The sequence below is a fragment of the Geodermatophilus sp. SYSU D00703 genome (genome assembly GCF_054050155.1).
In genome coordinates, this window is record NZ_JBJGYU010000039.1 from 1 (window position 1) to 16,162 (window position 16,162).

15 protein-coding genes are annotated in these 16,162 nt (G+C 74.1%); 12 read left to right on the top strand and 3 right to left on the bottom strand.

Features of this window, described 5'->3' with window-relative positions; all coding sequences use genetic code 11:
• Positions 1 to 981: 981 nt before the first annotated feature.
• The 7 genes from dnaK to ACI782_RS22990 all read left to right on the top strand — a co-directional run bounded on the left by dnaK (position 982) and on the right by ACI782_RS22990 (position 8,070).
• Entirely contained in the window at positions 982 to 2,862 is a 1,881-nt protein-coding gene (gene dnaK, locus ACI782_RS22960) for a molecular chaperone DnaK (protein ID WP_456912421.1), read from the top strand.
• 31 nt (positions 2,863 to 2,893) lie between these two features.
• Positions 2,894 to 3,622: a nucleotide exchange factor GrpE gene (grpE, locus tag ACI782_RS22965; RefSeq protein WP_456912422.1), complete on the top strand. Its 729-nt coding sequence runs from the start codon at positions 2,894 to 2,896 to the stop codon at positions 3,620 to 3,622.
• Positions 3,623 to 3,641: 19 nt separating this feature from the next.
• The gene (gene dnaJ / locus ACI782_RS22970; RefSeq protein ID WP_456912423.1) at positions 3,642 to 4,844 is read left to right on the top strand and encodes a molecular chaperone DnaJ; all 1,203 of its coding nucleotides are present in this window, start codon (positions 3,642 to 3,644) and stop codon (positions 4,842 to 4,844) included.
• A complete protein-coding gene (locus tag ACI782_RS22975) occupies positions 4,841 to 5,299 on the top strand; it encodes a heat shock protein transcriptional repressor HspR (protein ID WP_456912424.1) in 459 nt (152 codons plus the stop codon). Before dnaJ ends, ACI782_RS22975 begins: the two co-directional genes overlap by 4 nt.
• Positions 5,296 to 5,781: a MarR family winged helix-turn-helix transcriptional regulator gene (locus tag ACI782_RS22980; protein ID WP_456912425.1), complete on the top strand. Its 486-nt coding sequence runs from the start codon at positions 5,296 to 5,298 to the stop codon at positions 5,779 to 5,781. Before ACI782_RS22975 ends, ACI782_RS22980 begins: the two co-directional genes overlap by 4 nt.
• A 160-nt stretch (positions 5,782 to 5,941) precedes the next feature.
• Positions 5,942 to 6,415, top strand: coding sequence for a MarR family winged helix-turn-helix transcriptional regulator (locus ACI782_RS22985; protein WP_456912426.1), 474 nt, complete (start codon positions 5,942 to 5,944; stop codon positions 6,413 to 6,415).
• Positions 6,416 to 6,474: 59 nt separating this feature from the next.
• Positions 6,475 to 8,070: an MDR family MFS transporter gene (locus ACI782_RS22990; RefSeq protein ID WP_456912427.1), complete on the top strand. Its 1,596-nt coding sequence runs from the start codon at positions 6,475 to 6,477 to the stop codon at positions 8,068 to 8,070.
• A gap of 111 nt (positions 8,071 to 8,181) precedes the next feature.
• On the opposite strand, the gene ACI782_RS22995 is transcribed toward ACI782_RS22990, so the two are convergent.
• Positions 8,182 to 8,619 (bottom strand): OsmC family peroxiredoxin, encoded by a 438-nt coding sequence (locus ACI782_RS22995; protein ID WP_456912428.1) that lies wholly within the window; start codon positions 8,617 to 8,619, stop codon positions 8,182 to 8,184.
• A 69-nt stretch (positions 8,620 to 8,688) separates the two neighbouring features.
• Positions 8,689 to 9,132: a MarR family winged helix-turn-helix transcriptional regulator gene (locus ACI782_RS23000; RefSeq protein ID WP_456912429.1), complete on the bottom strand. Its 444-nt coding sequence runs from the start codon at positions 9,130 to 9,132 to the stop codon at positions 8,689 to 8,691.
• 203 nt (positions 9,133 to 9,335) lie between these two features.
• Here ACI782_RS23000 and clpB point away from each other — a divergent pair, with 203 nt between their 5' ends.
• The 4 genes from clpB (at position 9,336) to ACI782_RS23020 (ending at position 15,031) form a co-directional block, all read left to right on the top strand.
• Complete coding sequence (gene clpB, locus ACI782_RS23005) at positions 9,336 to 11,921, top strand: ATP-dependent chaperone ClpB (RefSeq protein WP_456912430.1); 2,586 nt, start codon at positions 9,336 to 9,338, stop codon at positions 11,919 to 11,921.
• Between the two features lie 146 nt (positions 11,922 to 12,067).
• A complete protein-coding gene (locus tag ACI782_RS23010; RefSeq protein ID WP_456912431.1) occupies positions 12,068 to 12,739 on the top strand; it encodes a hypothetical protein in 672 nt (223 codons plus the stop codon).
• Complete coding sequence (locus ACI782_RS23015; RefSeq protein WP_456912432.1) at positions 12,694 to 14,295, top strand: molybdopterin-dependent oxidoreductase; 1,602 nt, start codon at positions 12,694 to 12,696, stop codon at positions 14,293 to 14,295. The genes ACI782_RS23010 and ACI782_RS23015 overlap by 46 nt, the downstream gene beginning before the upstream one ends.
• Before the next feature lie 82 nt (positions 14,296 to 14,377).
• The gene (locus tag ACI782_RS23020; protein WP_456912433.1) at positions 14,378 to 15,031 is read left to right on the top strand and encodes a fasciclin domain-containing protein; all 654 of its coding nucleotides are present in this window, start codon (positions 14,378 to 14,380) and stop codon (positions 15,029 to 15,031) included.
• An 18-nt stretch (positions 15,032 to 15,049) separates the two neighbouring features.
• Here the strand turns inward: ACI782_RS23020 and ACI782_RS23025 are convergent, their stop codons facing one another.
• The gene (locus ACI782_RS23025) at positions 15,050 to 15,511 is read right to left on the bottom strand and encodes a TspO/MBR family protein (protein WP_456912434.1); all 462 of its coding nucleotides are present in this window, start codon (positions 15,509 to 15,511) and stop codon (positions 15,050 to 15,052) included.
• A gap of 33 nt (positions 15,512 to 15,544) precedes the next feature.
• Here ACI782_RS23025 and pyrE point away from each other — a divergent pair, with 33 nt between their 5' ends.
• Positions 15,545 to 16,147, top strand: coding sequence for an orotate phosphoribosyltransferase (gene pyrE, locus ACI782_RS23030; protein WP_456912435.1), 603 nt, complete (start codon positions 15,545 to 15,547; stop codon positions 16,145 to 16,147).
• The last annotated feature ends 15 nt before the right edge of the window (positions 16,148 to 16,162 follow it).

Consider the following 16,162-nt stretch of genomic DNA (forward strand, 5'->3'; position numbering starts at 1 on the left):
GGGCCGGACCGGGTGCCGTCCGGCTGCCCGGTCCGGATGATCCGGATCATCGCGCGCACCGCCCGGTAGGCGAACACGACCGCGACGACCAGGAAGATCACGCTGATCGTCCCCAGGACGATCTGCAAGGGGCCCATCGAATTCCCTCCCGGACGCCGGTCGACGTCCGTTTGATCCGCCGCCCGCCGGCAGGGCGGGAGGGCGCTTCCCGCGGTTGGCACCATAGCTGCCGCGACGGCAGGCTACTCGCCGGTAACCCGCCCCGTCGGGGTCGCTCGCCCGCTGCCTCGGGCGCGGCCGGTCCGGGCGCTCCCGACGCCGGCCCCGCGTGCGCGGGGTCGCCGTGAACCCGCGGTCGGAGGGGCCGCGGACCACAGCAGCGCGCCGTCGGTCCTCGATCCGTGCCCACCTGCCGCCGAGGTCCGCCTCGACGACCCGCACGACCCGGATGCCGAGCGCCCGCAAGTCGTCCTCGAGTCGCTCCTCGTCCCAGAGGACGCGCTCCGGCGTGCGCCCGCCCCAGGGGTCCCGGTACTCGACCTGCCATCGAACTCCACCGCGACGGCGGCGTCCTCGAACCAGGCGTCGCCGACGGCCAGCAGCCGCCCGTCGGCGCAGATCTCGACCTGCAGCTCCGGGGTCGGCAGCCCGGTGCCGGCGTTGCACAGCCGGCCCCGGGTCTCCAGTGACGACCCGGCCCGCGGCAGTGGGCGCGGTCCCGTCGGCGGATCTGTGGACGGCGGCGCCTCCTTCGCGCTGTGGCAGCCATCCGCGTGCTGTGCGGCGGGGGTGGCTGCAACGACCCGAGGGAGGTCCGCGGGACGGCGGGGCAGCCGGATGTCATCCGGGGGCCCGGGAACACTCCGGGCGGGGCTGCCGTTAGGCTGGGCAGGAAAGTTGAGTGCACCCCGCGCAAGTCGGGTACTCGACTCCCCGAGACACCACGGAACACCCCGGCACACAGGAAGAGAGGCCAGCCCCATGGCTCGAGCGGTCGGTATCGACCTCGGCACCACCAACTCCGTCGTCACCGTCCTCGAGGGCGGCGAGCCGACGGTCATCGCCAACTCCGAGGGCTCCCGCACCACTCCCTCGGTCGTCGCCTTCGCCAAGAATGGCGAGGTCCTCGTCGGCCAGTCGGCGAAGAACCAGGCGGTCACCAACGTCGACCGCACCATCCGCTCCGTGAAGCGGCACATGGGCACCGACTGGAAGTCGCCGGAGATCGACGGCAAGCGTTACACGCCCCAGGAGATCAGCGCCCGCATCCTGCAGAAGCTCAAGCGGGACGCCGAGACCTACCTGGGTGAGACCGTGACCGACGCGGTCATCACCGTCCCGGCCTACTTCGAGGACGCCCAGCGCCAGGCCACGAAGGAGGCCGGCGAGATCGCGGGCCTCAACGTCCTGCGCATCGTCAACGAGCCGACCGCGGCCGCGCTGGCCTACGGCCTGGACAAGGGCGAGACCGAGCAGACGATCCTCGTCTTCGACCTCGGTGGTGGCACCTTCGACGTCTCCCTGCTGGAGATCGGTGAGGGCGTCATCGAGGTGAAGGCCACCGCCGGTGACAACCACCTCGGCGGCGACGACTGGGACGAGCGGATCGTCAAGCACCTGGTGCAGACGTTCAACGCGTCCAACGGCATCGACCTGTCCAAGGACAAGCTGGCCATGCAGCGGCTCCGCGAGGCTGCTGAGAAGGCCAAGATCGAGCTGTCCGGCGCGCAGTCGACCAACGTCAACCTGCCCTACATCACCGCCGGCGCCGAGGGCCCGCTGCACCTCGACGTCACGATGACCCGCGCCGAGTTCCAGCGGATGACCCAGGACCTGCTCGACCGCACCAAGGCGCCGTTCAACCAGGTCATCCGGGACGCCGGCATCACCGTCGGCCAGATCGACCACGTCGTCCTCGTCGGCGGCTCGACCCGCATGCCGGCCGTCACCGACCTGGTCCGCGAGCTGACCGGCGGCAAGGAGCCCAACAAGGGCGTCAACCCCGACGAGGTCGTCGCCGTCGGCGCCGCGCTGCAGGCCGGCGTCCTCAAGGGCGAGGTCAAGGACGTCCTGCTGCTCGACGTCACCCCGCTGTCCCTGGGCATCGAGACCAAGGGCGGGATCATGACCAAGCTCATCGAGCGCAACACCACGATCCCGACCAAGCGCTCCGAGATCTTCACGACGGCCGACGACAACCAGCCGTCGGTGCAGATCCAGGTCTTCCAGGGCGAGCGCGAGATGGCCGCCTACAACAAGAAGCTCGGCATGTTCGAGCTGACGGGTCTGCCGCCGGCGCCGCGCGGCGTGCCGCAGATCGAGGTCGGCTTCGACATCGACGCCAACGGCATCGTGCACGTCACCGCCAAGGACCTCGGCACGGGCAAGGAGCAGTCGATGACCATCACCGGTGGCTCGGCCCTCCCCAAGGACGACATCGAGCGGATGATGCGCGACGCCGAGGCCCACGCCGAGGAGGACAAGCGCCGCCGCGAGGAGGCCGAGACCCGCAACCTGGCCGAGTCGCTGCAGTACCAGACCGAGAAGTTCCTGGCCGAGAACGGCGAGAAGATCCCGGCCGACAAGAAGGAGGAGCTCGGCGAGGCCCTCACCGAGCTGCGCTCGGCTCTCGGCGGCTCGGACATCGCGGCGATCAAGGCCGCGCAGGAGAAGGTCGCCCGCGTCTCGCAGGAGGTCGGCGGGGCGCTGTACGCGCAGCAGGCCGAGGCGCAGAACGCGGCCGGCGCGGCCGGTGCGACCGGCGCGGGAACCCCGGGTGACGCCGGTGCGTCCGGTACGACGACGGGTGACGACGACGTCGTCGACGCCGAGATCGTCGACGAGGACAACGACCGCCGATGACATCGACGACCGACGCTCGCGGAGGTCGACAGTGACACAGAGGGAAGAGGAGCCGCGGGTCGTCATCCGTGACAAGCGGCGCATCGACCCGATCAGCGGCACCGTACGGGAGCCGGCCGGCGAGCAGCCGGCCGGCGCCCGCACGGGCGCACCCGGACCGACCTCGACCGCGCCGGGCCCGGCGCAAGGGGAGCAGATGAGCGAGCAGGAGACCGTCGCCGGCCAGCAGCCGGCCCCGGCGGACGACGACCTTCCCCGCCAGCTGGCGGAGCGGACGGAGGACCTCCAGCGGGTCACCGCCGAGTACGCCAACTACCGCCGGCGGGTGGACCGCGACCGTCAGCTCGTGGTCGACCAGGCCGCCGAGCGGTTCGCCACGCAGCTGTTCCCGATCGTCGACGACATCGAGCGGGCGCGGGACCACGGCGACCTGACCGGTGCCTTCAAGGTGGTCGCCGACCGCGTCCTGGGCCTGCTCGACGGCCTGGGCGTGGAGGCGTTCGGCAAGGCAGGCGACCCGTTCGACCCCTCGCTGCACGAGGCGGTCATGCACGACACCTCGGCCGACGTCGACGTCCCCACGGCCACCACCGTGCTGCGGCAGGGCTTCCGCCGTGGCGACCGGGTGCTGCGGACGGCGATGGTCGCGGTCACCGACCCCGAGCACCCGGGACCCGCCGTCTCGCCCGACGGTGCGGCGGCCGAGGCGGCCGAGGCGGCCCCGGCGCAGCCGGGCGACGGCGCACCGGCGTCCGACTGATGCAGGAAGGGGGCGCCCGATGAGCACCCGGGACTTCATCGAGAAGGACTACTACGCCGCTCTCGGCGTCTCCCAGGACGCCGACGCGGCAGCGATCAAGAAGGCCTACCGCCAGCTGGCGCGCGACCTCCACCCGGACAAGAACCCCGGCAACGCCGAGGCCGAGTCCCGGTTCAAGGAGGTCTCGGAGGCCTACGACGTGCTCTCCGACCCGAAGCGGCGGGCCGAGTACGACGAGGCCCGCCGGCTGTTCGGTGCGGGTGGGGCCGGTGCGCGGGCCGGCTTCCCCGGGGGCTTCCCCGGCGGGGGCGGCGGCGGTCAGCCGTTCGACCTGGGCGACCTGTTCGGCTCCTCCGGCGGCGGGCGCTCGGGCACCGGCGGTCTCGGCGACCTGTTCGGCGGGCTGTTCGGCGGCGGCGGGGGAGCGGGCTCGGCGCGGGCCCGCAGCCAGGCCGCGTCCGGGCCGGCCCGCGGACAGGACGTCGAGACCGAGGCGACGCTGTCGTTCGAGGAGGCCGTCCTCGGCGTGACCGTGCCGCTGCGCATGCAGAGCCCCGGCACGTGCCCGACGTGCGCCGGCAGCGGCGCGCGGCCGGGCACCTCGCCGCACACCTGCCCGGTGTGCCAGGGGGCCGGGGTCACCAGCCGCAGCCAGGGCGCGTTCGCGTTCTCCGAGCCGTGCCGCAACTGCCGCGGCACCGGCACGGTGATCGACGACCCGTGCCCGACCTGCGCCGGCAACGGCGTGACCACGCAGACCCGCACCATCACGGTGCGGATCCCGGCCGGGGTCAAGGACGGCCAGCGCATCCGGCTGGCCGGCAAGGGTGCGCCCGGGCGGCGCGGCGGGCCGGCGGGCGACCTGTTCGTCGTCGTCCACGTGTCCGACCACGACCTGTTCGGCCGCAAGGGCAACGACCTCACGATCACCGTGCCGATCACCTTCCCCGAGGCGACCCTCGGCACCACGCTGACCGTGCCCACGCTGGACGGGAACGTCTCGCTGAAGGTCCCGCCGGGCACGGCCAGCGGTCAGACGCTGCGCGTGCGCGGCCGGGGCGTGCACGGCAAGGGCCGGGCCGGCGACCTGCTGGTGACCGTCGAGGTGGCCGTGCCCAAGCGGCTGTCGCCGGCGGCCGAGGACGCGGTCAAGGTGCTCGACGCCGAGCTCGGTGACCCGCGGCCGCAGATCACCGCGGCGGTCAAGGGGGGTGCCCGGTGACCGCGCCGCCGAACGGGGGCCGCGAGCGGCAGGAGACCGGCCGGTCCGTGGCCGAGGACGCGCCGGTGTTCGTCATCTCCGTGGCCGCCGAGCTCGCCGGCATGCACGCGCAGACCCTGCGTCAGTACGACCGGCTGGGGCTGGTCCGCCCCGGGCGCACCCCCGGTGGCGGCCGGCGGTACAGCCCGCGCGACGTCGCCCTCCTGCGGGAGGTCCAGCGCCTCTCGCAGGAGGACGGCGTCAACCTGGCCGGCATCAAGCGGATCATCGACCTCGAGTCGCAGGTGGAGGCGCTCCAGCAGCGGGTGCAGGAGCTGCTCACCGAACTCGAGCTCGCCGAGGCCCGGCGGATCGCCGCGGAGGCCGCCGTCCAGGCCGGATACGGTCGTGACCTGGTGCCGCTGCGGCCCTCGACCTCGGCGCTGGTCGTCTGGCGCCCCCGGGAGGAACGGTGACCTCACTGGACCCGCACGACGCGATCGTGCGCGTGGAGCGGGAGATCGGCCTCCTGCTGCGCCGCTCCCGGGCCATCTCCGCCCGACTCTCCCGGGAGCTGCACCCCGACCTGGACGGCGCGGCCTACGGCCTGCTCGCCCTCCTGTACGACACCGGCCCCCTGAGGGCCAGTGACCTGGTGGCCCGGCTCGGGCTGGACAAGAGCACGGTGAGCCGTCAGGTCGCCTCGCTGGTCGACCTGGGGCTGGTGACCCGCGAGGCCGACCCGGCCGACGGCCGCGCGCAGGTGCTGCGCACCTCGGAGGAGGGCACGGCGCGGCTCACCCGCATCCGGGAGGCGCGCCGGGCTCGCTGGGAGGCCGACCTGGCCCACTGGCCGAGCGAGGACATCGCGCTGCTCGGCGACCTCCTGGCGCGCCTCAACCGCCTCGGCGAGGCGCGGGACGACGCCGAGACCCGGGAGAGCGCCGTCCGGCGCTGACCGCGTCCCCCTCCCACCCCGGACCCGCGGGTCGGCCTCGCCGCCGACCGCGGGTCCGTGTCGTTCGCGTCGGTGTTCCGTTCGTCACGAGAAGTTGCTGGAAGCAACCATCTAATCGTATGGTTGCAGTCTGCACATACTTCCCGTGGCGAGGAACCCCGTGCCCATCACCCCCGAGACCTGCGACCGGCTGACCGCCGGCGTGTCGCGCATCGTCCGCAGCGGCCGTCACCTGAGCGCCCGCGCCGTCGACGGCGCCCACGGCGACCTGCCGTCCTCCGGCTGGGCGCTGCTCGCGCCCCTGGAGCAGGACGGCGAGCAGCGCTGCAGCGCCCTCGCCGCGCGTGCCGGCATCGACGTCTCCGTGGCCAGCCGGCAACTGGCCGCCCTGGAGCGCGCCGGCTGCGTCGAGCGCCGTCCCGACCCCGACGACGGGCGGGCGAGCCTGCTGCACCTGACCGACGCCGGTGCCGCCGCCCTCGCCGGCAGCCGCGCGGTGCGCTCGCAGTGGGCGACGACCGCGCTGGCCGGCTGGGACGAGGACGACGCGCAGCGGCTCACCGACCTCCTCGACCGCCTCGCGACCGAGCTCGAGCGGTCGGTCGCCGCGTCCTCGGGCCGGGTGGCGTCGTGACCGTCCCCCTCGCCGGCGCCTCGCCCTCCCTCCCCGCCCTCGAACCGTCCAGGAGAAGCGTGACCACCACCCTCGAGCCCTCGGCGGCCGTCCGTCCCGCCGTCGCGACGGCTCCCGTCGAGCAGCAGGGGCGGATGTCCCACCGGCAGATCCTCGAGGCGCTCTCGGGGATGTTGCTGGCGATGTTCGTGGCGTTCCTGTCCTCGACCGTCGTCTCCAACGCGCTGCCGACGATCATCACCGACCTGCGCGGCACCCAGGGGCAGTACACCTGGGTGGTCACGGCGACCCTGCTGGCGAGCACCGCGAGCACGCCGATCTGGGGCAAGCTCAGCGACCTGTTCAGCAAGAAGCTGCTGATCCAGATCTCGATCGTGGTCTTCATCGTCGGCTCGATGCTGGCCGGGCTGGCGCAGTCGGTGGACACGCTCATCGCCTGGCGGGTGCTGCAGGGTCTCGGGCTCGGCGGCATCCAGGCGCTCGTGCAGATCGCGATGGCCGCGATGATCAGCCCCCGGGAGCGCGGCCGGTACTCGGGCCTCATCGGCGCGGTGATGGCGGTGGCCACCGTCGGCGGTCCGCTGATCGGCGGCGTCCTCGTCGACACCGAGTGGCTGGGCTGGCGGTCGGTGTTCTACGTCGGCGTCCCGTTCGCCGTCGTCGCCCTGGTCCTGCTGCAGCGGACCCTGCACCTGCCGGTCACCAAGCGCGCGGTCCGCATCGACTACCTCGGCGCGACCTTCCTGACCGCCGGCGTCTCCGCGCTGTTGATCTGGGTCACCCTGGCGGGCGGGAGCTTCGCCTGGTGGTCGGGCGAGTCGGCGCTGCTCGTGGCCGGCGGGCTGCTGGCCATCGCGGCCTTCGTCGTGACCGAGCTGCGCGCCGCGGAGCCGATCGTCCCGCTCCGGCTGTTCCGCGACCGGACGACGACGCTGGCGATCGTCGCCAGCATCGCGATCGGTGTGGCGATGTTCGGCTCGTCGGTCTTCCTCGGGCAGTACCTGCAGATCTCCCGCGGCCATTCGCCCACGGCGGCCGGCCTGCTGACCATCCCGATGGTGGCCGGGCTGCTGCTCTCCTCGACCGTCTCGGGCCTCCTCATCACCCGCTCCGGGCGGTGGAAGCGCTTCCTGGTCGCCGGCTCGCTGCTGGTGGTCGGCGGGTTCGGGCTGCTGGCGACGGTCGACCACGAGACCGACATGGTGCTGCTCGGCGTCTTCCTCTTCGTGCTCGGCGTCGGCATCGGCATGACGATGCAGAATCTCGTGCTGGCGGTGCAGAACACCGTCGCGGCCCGCGACCTCGGCGCGGCCAGCTCGGCGGTGGCCTTCTTCCGCAGCCTGGGCGGCACGATCGGCGTCTCGGTCCTCGGTGCGGTGCTCAGCTCCCGCGTCGGTGACCTGATCGCACAGGGCCTGGCCGGCGTCCCCGGCGCCGCGCAGGCCGCCGGGTCCGGCGACGTCGGGCTGGCCGACCTCGCCGACGCCCCGCCGGCGATCCGCTCGCTGATCCAGGTCTCCTACGGCGACGCGACCGGTCGGGTGTTCCTCATCTCCGCCGTCATCTCGGTCGTGGCGGTGCTGGCCATCCTCTTCATCCGCGAGGTGGCACTGCGCACCGAGAGCGGCGACGAGCGGCTGCGCGGCGGCCGCTGAAGACCGCGCACGCACGTCGACGGCCCGCCCCTCACGCAGAGGGGCGGGCCGCCAGGCCCCCTGCAGGGCCCGCCGCGAGCGTGCGAGCGGTGGGGGCAGGGGGTCCTTCTACTACTCGAGCGCCGCGTCGAGGGTGACCTCGTCGACGCCGGCCAGCGCCTTGCTCACCGGGCAGCCGACCTTGGCGGCCTGGGCGGCCTTCTCGAAGCCGGCGGCGTCGAGGCCCTCCACCTCACCGCGGACGGTGAGGGCGATCTTCGTGATGTGCGGTCCGCCGTCCTTCTGGCCCAGCGTGACCTCGGCGGTGATCTCCAGGGCCTGCGGGGTGCCGCCGGCCTTGCCGATCTCGTTGGACAGCGCCATCGCGAAGCAGGACGAGTGGGCCGCGGCGATCAGCTCCTCGGGGCTGGTCGTGCCGCCGGCGTCCTCGGCCGCGCGCTTCGGGAACGAGACCTCGTAGGTGCCGACCTTCGAGCTGGACAGCTCGACCTGGCCGGACCCCTCCTGCAGGGTGCCGTTCCAGGCGGTGCGAGCGGTGCGGGCGGGCATGTCGTCCCTCCTCCTCGTGCGGGTCGTCGAGGAGCGGCTACCCGGGTCGGTCGGGCGCAACCACCCTGGTCAGTTGGTGCTGACGCGCTCGGTGACCAGGTTGAGCTTGGCCCGCAGGTCGGCGAACTCCTCGCGGTCGAGGTCGAGCGCACAGATGATCTCCCCGGAGATCGACTCGGCGCGGTCCCGCAGGGTCCGGCCGGCGTCGGTCAGGGCGATGGAGACCGAGCGCTCGTCCTCCACCCGCCGGTGACGGGTCACCAGGCCGGCGGCGGTGAGCCGCTTGAGCAGGGGGGAGAGCGTGCCGCTGTCGAGGGACAGGCGCGCGCCGAGCTGCCCGACGGTCTGGTTGTCGGTCTCCCAGAGCAGCATCATGACGAGGTACTGGGGGTAGGTCAGCCCGATCGCGTCGAGGAGCGGGCGGTAACGCGCCGTCATCGCCCGGGAGGCGGCGTAGAGCGCGAAACACAGCTGGTCCTCGAGGACAGCGCTCGGTGCCGGCAGTCGGGTCACGCCGGCGAGTCTAGGCCGTCCACCGAGGTCGCTACCCAGGGTTGCCCCCGGGATGACCTCGGCGGAGGGGAGCCGCCCGGCTCCTGCGGTGAGGACGCGCAGCGAGGTTGAGTGGAACAGACTCAACTCCGCGTACGTTGGACGAGGCGACAACCCCGGCCGGGACCACCGGCCCCTCCCGGAGAGGACCGTCCCCACCGACCATGCAGAGCAAGCTCACCACCCGTTCGCAGGAGGCGATCGCGGCCGCCCAGCGGCTGGCGGTCGACCGCGGCCAGGCGGCCCTCGAGCCGCTGCACCTGCTCGTCGCCCTCCTCGAGCAGTCCGACGGCATCGCCGGCCCGCTGCTCAAGGCCGTGGGAGCCGACGCTGCCGACGTCCGCGCCAAGGCCGAGGCCGCCATCCGGCGGCTGCCCAGCGTCAGCGGTGCGACCGTGCCCGCGCCCTCGCCGTCCCGCGAGCTGCTGCGGGTGCTCAACGCCGCCGGTGAGCAGGCCAGCGCCCTGGGCGACGAGTACGTCTCCACCGAGCACCTCCTGGTCGGCCTCGCCGAGGTCGAGGGGGAGGCCGCCATGGTGCTGAAGAGCGCCGGCGCCACCCGCGACGCGCTCCTGGCCGCCTTCCGCACCGTGCGCGGCAACCGCAGGGTCACCTCGCCCGATCCGGAGGGCACCTTCCAGGCGCTGGAGAAGTACGCCGTCGACCTGACCGCGCGGGCTCGCGAGGGCAAGATCGACCCGGTCGTCGGCCGCGACACCGAGATCCGCCGGGTCGTGCAGGTGCTGTCCCGGCGCACCAAGAACAACCCGGTGCTCATCGGCGAGCCCGGCGTCGGCAAGACGGCGATCGTCGAGGGCCTCGCGCAGCGGATCGTGGCCGGCGACGTCCCCGAGAGCCTCAAGGGCAAGCGACTCATGGCGCTGGACCTGGCCTCGATGGTCGCCGGCGCGAAGTACCGCGGTGAGTTCGAGGAGCGGCTGAAGGCCGTCCTCCAGGAGATCACCGAGTCCGAGGGCGAGATCGTCACGTTCATCGACGAGCTGCACACGATCGTCGGTGCGGGCGCGACCGGCGACTCCGCGATGGACGCCGGCAACATGATCAAGCCGATGCTGGCCCGCGGCGAGCTCCGGATGGTCGGCGCGACCACGCTCGACGAGTACCGCGAGCACATCGAGAAGGACCCGGCGCTCGAGCGGCGCTTCCAGCAGGTCTTCGTCGGCGAGCCGAGCGTCGAGGACACCATCGGCATCCTCCGCGGCCTCAAGGAGCGCTACGAGGTGCACCACGGTGTCCGGATCACCGACGCCGCCATCGTCGCCGCCGCCACCCTGTCGGACCGGTACGTCACGGCCCGGTTCCTGCCGGACAAGGCGATCGACCTGGTCGACGAGGCCGCCAGCCGGCTGCGGATGGAGATCGACAGCCGGCCGGTCGAGGTCGACGAGGTGGAGCGCGCCGTCCGCCGGCTGGAGATCGAGGAGATGGCGCTGGCCAAGGAGGACGACCCGTCGTCCGTCCAGCGGCTGGCGGCGCTGCGCGCCGACCTGGCCGACAAGCGCCAGCAGCTCGACGAGCTGACCGCCCGCTGGCAGCAGGACAAGAACGCGATCGTCCGCATCCAGCAGATCAAGGAGGAGCTGGAGCGGGCGCGCCTGGAGGCCGAGCGGGCCGAGCGGGACGGCGAGCTGGCCAAGGCCGCCGAGCTGCGCTACGGCCGGCTGCCGCAGCTGGAGAAGGCGCTGGCCGACGCCGAGGCGTCGGTCGCGAGCGGCGACTCGATGCTCAAGGAGGAGGTCGGCCCCGACGACATCGCCGAGGTCGTCCAGGCCTGGACCGGCATCCCCGCGGGCCGGCTGCTCGAGGGGGAGACCCAGAAGCTGCTGCGGATGGAGGAGGAGCTCGGCCGGCGGGTCGTCGGCCAGCCCGACGCCGTCCGGGCGGTCTCCGACGCCGTCCGGCGCGCGCGGTCCGGGGTGTCCGACCCCGACCGGCCCACCGGCTCGTTCCTGTTCCTCGGCCCCACCGGCGTCGGCAAGACCGAGCTGGCCAAGGCGCTGGCGGAGTTCCTGTTCGACGACGAGCGGGCGATGGTCCGCATCGACATGAGCGAGTACTCCGAGAAGCACTCGGTGGCCCGGCTGGTCGGTGCCCCGCCCGGCTACGTGGGCTACGAGGCCGGCGGTCAGCTGACCGAGGCGGTGCGGCGGCGGCCCTACACGGTCGTCCTGCTCGACGAGGTGGAGAAGGCCCACCCGGACGTCTTCGACGTGCTGCTGCAGGTCCTGGACGACGGCCGGCTCACCGACGGCCAGGGGCGGACGGTGGACTTCCGCAACACCATCCTGATCCTGACGTCGAACCTGGGGTCGCAGATCATCGCCGACCAGGCGCTCCCCGAGGAGCGGCGGCGGGAGGGCGTGCTCGACGTCGTGCGGGTGCACTTCAAGCCGGAGTTCCTCAACCGGCTCGACGACGTCGTGGTCTTCCGCGCGCTGGGCAGCGAGGAGCTGGCCGGCATCGTCGACATCCAGGTCGGCGTGCTCGCCCGCCGGCTGGCGGCCCGCCGGCTGGCCCTGCGGGTCACCGACGCCGCCCGAGAGTGGCTGGCGATCAACGGGTTCGACCCGGTCTACGGCGCCCGGCCGCTGCGGCGGCTGGTCCAGTCGGCCATCGGCGACCAGCTGGCCAAGGCCCTGCTGGCCGGCGACATACGGGACGGCGACGAGGTCGTCGTCGACGCGCCGGAGGACCTCTCCGTCGACGGGCTGACCGTCTCCCGCGGCTAGTACGGACCGCACCACGGGCCCGCCGTCCCTCCCCGGGACGGCGGGCCCTGCGTCGTTCCGGTCTCGATGGGCGCCGGAGCCTGGCCCCGTCCGGCCGCGTGGGTGATCATTCCGCCGACACAGCGGACGGACAGGGAGCGCAGGAGATGACCTCAGGTCAGGGCGGCCAGGGTGGCTCGGCTGGTGAGGGCGGGTCGGCCGGCCAGGAGCCGCAGCAGGGCTGGCAGCCGCCGCAGCAGGGCTGGCCGACGCCGCCCCCGCAGGGCTGGCAGACGCCGCCCCCGCAGGGGTGGCAGGCCCCGCCCCCGCCGCAGTACGGCTACGCGCCGGCTCCGCCCGCCCCCGGGCACACACCCCAGGCGGCCCCGCCGCGGCCGGACTCGGTGCGCTTCGGCGTCGGCGCCTTCATCGCCAACCTGCTGCTCGGCCTGGTCGGCTCGGTGGTGGTGTTCTCGACCATCGACTCGCTGATCGACGACGAGTTGGCGAACTCCGGCGTCGAGGTGTCGGCGGACGCCGTCCAGGGGGTGCTGGTCGTGAGCGCGGTCATCGGGCTGCTCTTCGTCGCGCTCGAGGCGCTGTTCATCTGGTTCGCGTGGAACGGCCGCAACTGGGCGCGGATCGTGCTGTTCGTCCTCGGCGCGCTCGGCATCATCAGCGGGCTGTCGGCGCTGGCCCAGCCCACGACCGGCTTCCTCACCGCGCTCTCGGTCTTCCAGATGCTGCTGGCGATCGTCGGCATCGTGCTGCTGGCCCGGCCGCAGTCCACCGAGTGGTACCGCACCATGGGCTGGCGCCGGGCCGCGGGACTGCGCTGACCGACGCGCCGCCCCCAGGCGGGCGGCGGGGCCGCACCGCCCCCGCCGCCCTCGCCGGCCTGCTGGCCGCTGCGGTGGCCCTCGGGGTCGGCGAGCTGGCGGCGGGGCTGGTCGGCCCGCAGGCCTCGCCCGTGGTCGCGGTCGGGGACCGGGTCGTCACCCTGGTGCCACAGCCGGTCACCCGGTTCGCGATCGAGACCTTCGGGAACCGGGACAAGGCCGTCCTCGTCGGCGGCACCCTGCTCGTGATCGCCGCCGTGGCCGCGGGGCTGGGCGTCGCCGCGCTCCACCGCCGGTCGGTCGGGGAGGCCGGCATCGCGCTGCTCGGCGTCCTGGGAGCGCTCGCCGCGGCCACCGGCCCCGCGGGCGGACCGCTCGACGCCCTGCCGTCGCTGGTGGGCGCCGCGGCCGGGATCGGCGCGCTGCGGCTCCTGCTGGCCGCGCTGACCGGCCCCACCGGAGGCGAGCGCACGGGCGAGGGGCTGGACCGGCGCAGCTTCGTCCTCACCGGCGCGGCCGCGCTCGGGGCCGCCGTCGTCGCGGGGGGCGTCGGGCGGCTGCTGCTTCGCCGCCTGGACGTCGGCGACGCCCGCGCCGACCTCGTCCTCCCCGACCCCGCCTCCCCGGCCGCCCCGCTGCCCCCGGGTGCCGACCTGGCCCGGCAGGTCGAGGGCCTGACCGCGCTGGTCACCGCGAACCGCGACTTCTACCGGATCGACACCGCGCTGACCGTGCCGCAGGTCCGCCCGGCCGACCACGTACTGACGGTCACCGGCATGGTCGACGCCCCGCGCACGCACACGCTCGACGAACTGCTCGGCCGCGGCGACCTGATCGAGCGCGACGTCACGCTGACCTGCGTCTCCAACGAGGTCGGCGGCGGCCTGGCCGGGACGGCGCGCTGGCTCGGCGTCCCGCTCGGCGCCTTCCTCCGCGAGCACGGCGTCTCGCCGCGGTCGGACCAGCTGCTCTGCCGGTCGGCCGACGGCATGACCATCGGCGCCCCGACACGGTCGGCGCTCGCCGTCGAGGACGCGATGCTCGCCGTCGGGATGAACGGCGAGCCGCTGCCGGTCGAGCACGGCTTCCCGGTGCGGATGCTCATCCCCGGCCTCTACGGCTACGTCTCCGCCTGCAAGTGGCTGACCGGCATGGAGGCGACCACCTTCGCCGCGTCCGCCGCGTACTGGGTGCAGCGCGGCTGGGCCGCCGAGGGGCCGATCCGGGTGGCCTCACGCATCGACACCCCGGTGCCGCTGCGCGGCTTCCCGGCCGGGCGCCGGGCGATCGCGGGGGTCGCCTGGGCGCAGACGCGCGGGATCGCCGCCGTCGAGGTCCGGGTGGACGACGGCGAGTGGCTGCCCGCGCGGCTCTCCCCGCAGGTGGACGCCGACGTCTGGCGCCAGTGGGTGCTGCCGTACGACTTCGCGCCGGGGTCCCACCAGCTGACCGTGCGCGCGACCACGGCCGACGGCGAGGTGCAGACCGCCGACCGGGCCGACCCGTTCCCCTCCGGCGCCACCGGCCTGCACTCGATCCGGGTGGTCGTCACCTGATCGCCGGGCGGGCGTGGTGCCCGGCGCCTCCGCAGCGGGCGGGGATGATGACGGGCGTCCAGGACGAAGGAGCTCCATCCCCGTGAAGCGCACCCCCTCCCGCCGCGCCCTGCTCGCCGCCGTCGCGGCCCTGGCGGTCCCGCTGGGCGCCTGCGGCTCGGGCGACTCCGCTCCGGCCGACGACCCCGCCGCGGAGCGGCCCCCCGCCCCGGTGGCGACCACCACGGCGGCGCCGGTGACCGGGCCCATCGGTGCGGCCTGTGCGGCGCTTCCCGCCGAGGGGGAGAGCAGCGTCGCCGGCATGGCCGACGACCCGCTGGCCACCGCGGCCGGCAACAACCCGCTGCTGACGCACCTGACCACCTCCGTGCAGACCGCCATGCTGGTCGACTCGCTCAACACGACGGAGGACATCACCGTGCTGGCCCCGCTGAACGAGGCGTTCGAGGCGGTGCCGCCGGAGGAGATCGCCGCGCTGCAGAGCGACACCGCCCGACTGACCGCCGTCCTCACCCACCACGTCATCGCGGGCCGGCTCGGTCCGGAGGAGCTCGCCGGCACGCACGCGACGCTGGCCGGTGACGAGGTGACGGTGGAGGGCTCGGGCGAGCTCTTCACCGTCTCCGCCGACCAGACGCTCGTCGGCGCCGAGGACGCCACGGTCCTGTGCGGCAACCTCCAGACGGCGAACGCGACCGTCTACCTGGTCGACGAGGTGCTCGCCCCGGCCGACTGAGCCGCGGACCGCCCGCCGTCAGTTGCGTCGGGCGACGGCGGTGTTCAACGCGGTCGCGAACGCCGTCCACGCCGCGTAGGGCGCGAGGGCGGTCGCGGCCGGGCCGCTGACCGCGGCCGCGCGACGGACCAGGTCCGCGGTGGAGGCGGTGAGGACGGCGCACTCCGCTGCGGCGGCCCACGGCCGGTGCGCCCGGAAGAACAGCGGCGTCCACCCCGCGTTGAGGACCAGGTTCAGCGCGTACGCGCGGGCGAAGGGACGGCGTCCCTCCCCGGCGGAGGTGAGCACCTCGCCGGCGGCCCAGGCCATCGCGGCGTAGAGGGCGGTCCACACGATGCCGAAGGTCTGCGGCGGTGGGTACCAGGACGGCTTGTCCAGGCGGCGGAACCACCGGCTGCCGGGGTCGGTGGCCAGCCCGCCCAGCACGGCGGCGGCCAGCGGGCCGGCAGCGGCGGCGAGTCGCGTCCGGGAGAGCGCCATGTCCCATCGTGGTCCCTCAGTAGGGTCGGGCGCATGAGAAAGGACCCCGTCCCTCCCCACCCCTCGTCCCTCGGGGCGGGCCCCTGGGGCGGGGCCACCACGCCCGACCGCGACCGGCTGCTCGAGCTCATCGTCGAACTCGCCGTGGTGCACGGGCGGGTCACCCTCTCCTCGGGGCGCGAGGCCGACTGGTACATCGACATGCGCCGGCTGACCCTCCACCACGAGGGCGCCCCGCTGGTCGGGCGGGTGATGCGCCAGCTCACCGGCGACCTGCGCTACGACGCCGTCGGAGGGCTCACCCTCGGCGCGGACCCGGTCGCGACCGCCATGCTGCACGCGGCGGCCGCCGGCGAGGGCTTCCTCGACGCGTTCGTCGTCCGCAAGGCGGGCAAGGCGCATGGGCTGCAGCGGCGGATCGAGGGGCCGGACGTCGAGGGCCGCGCCGTCCTGGTCGTGGAGGACGTCTCCACCACCGGCTCCAGCCCGCTGACCGCGGTCGAGGCGCTCCGGGAGGCCGGGGCGGAGCCGATCGCGGTCGCCGTGATCGTCGACCGGGGCGGGCGGGCCGCGGTCGAGGAGGCCGGCCTGGAGTACCGCGCCGCCTTCACCCTCGCGGACCTCGGCCTGCGGTGACGGGGCTCCGGCCTC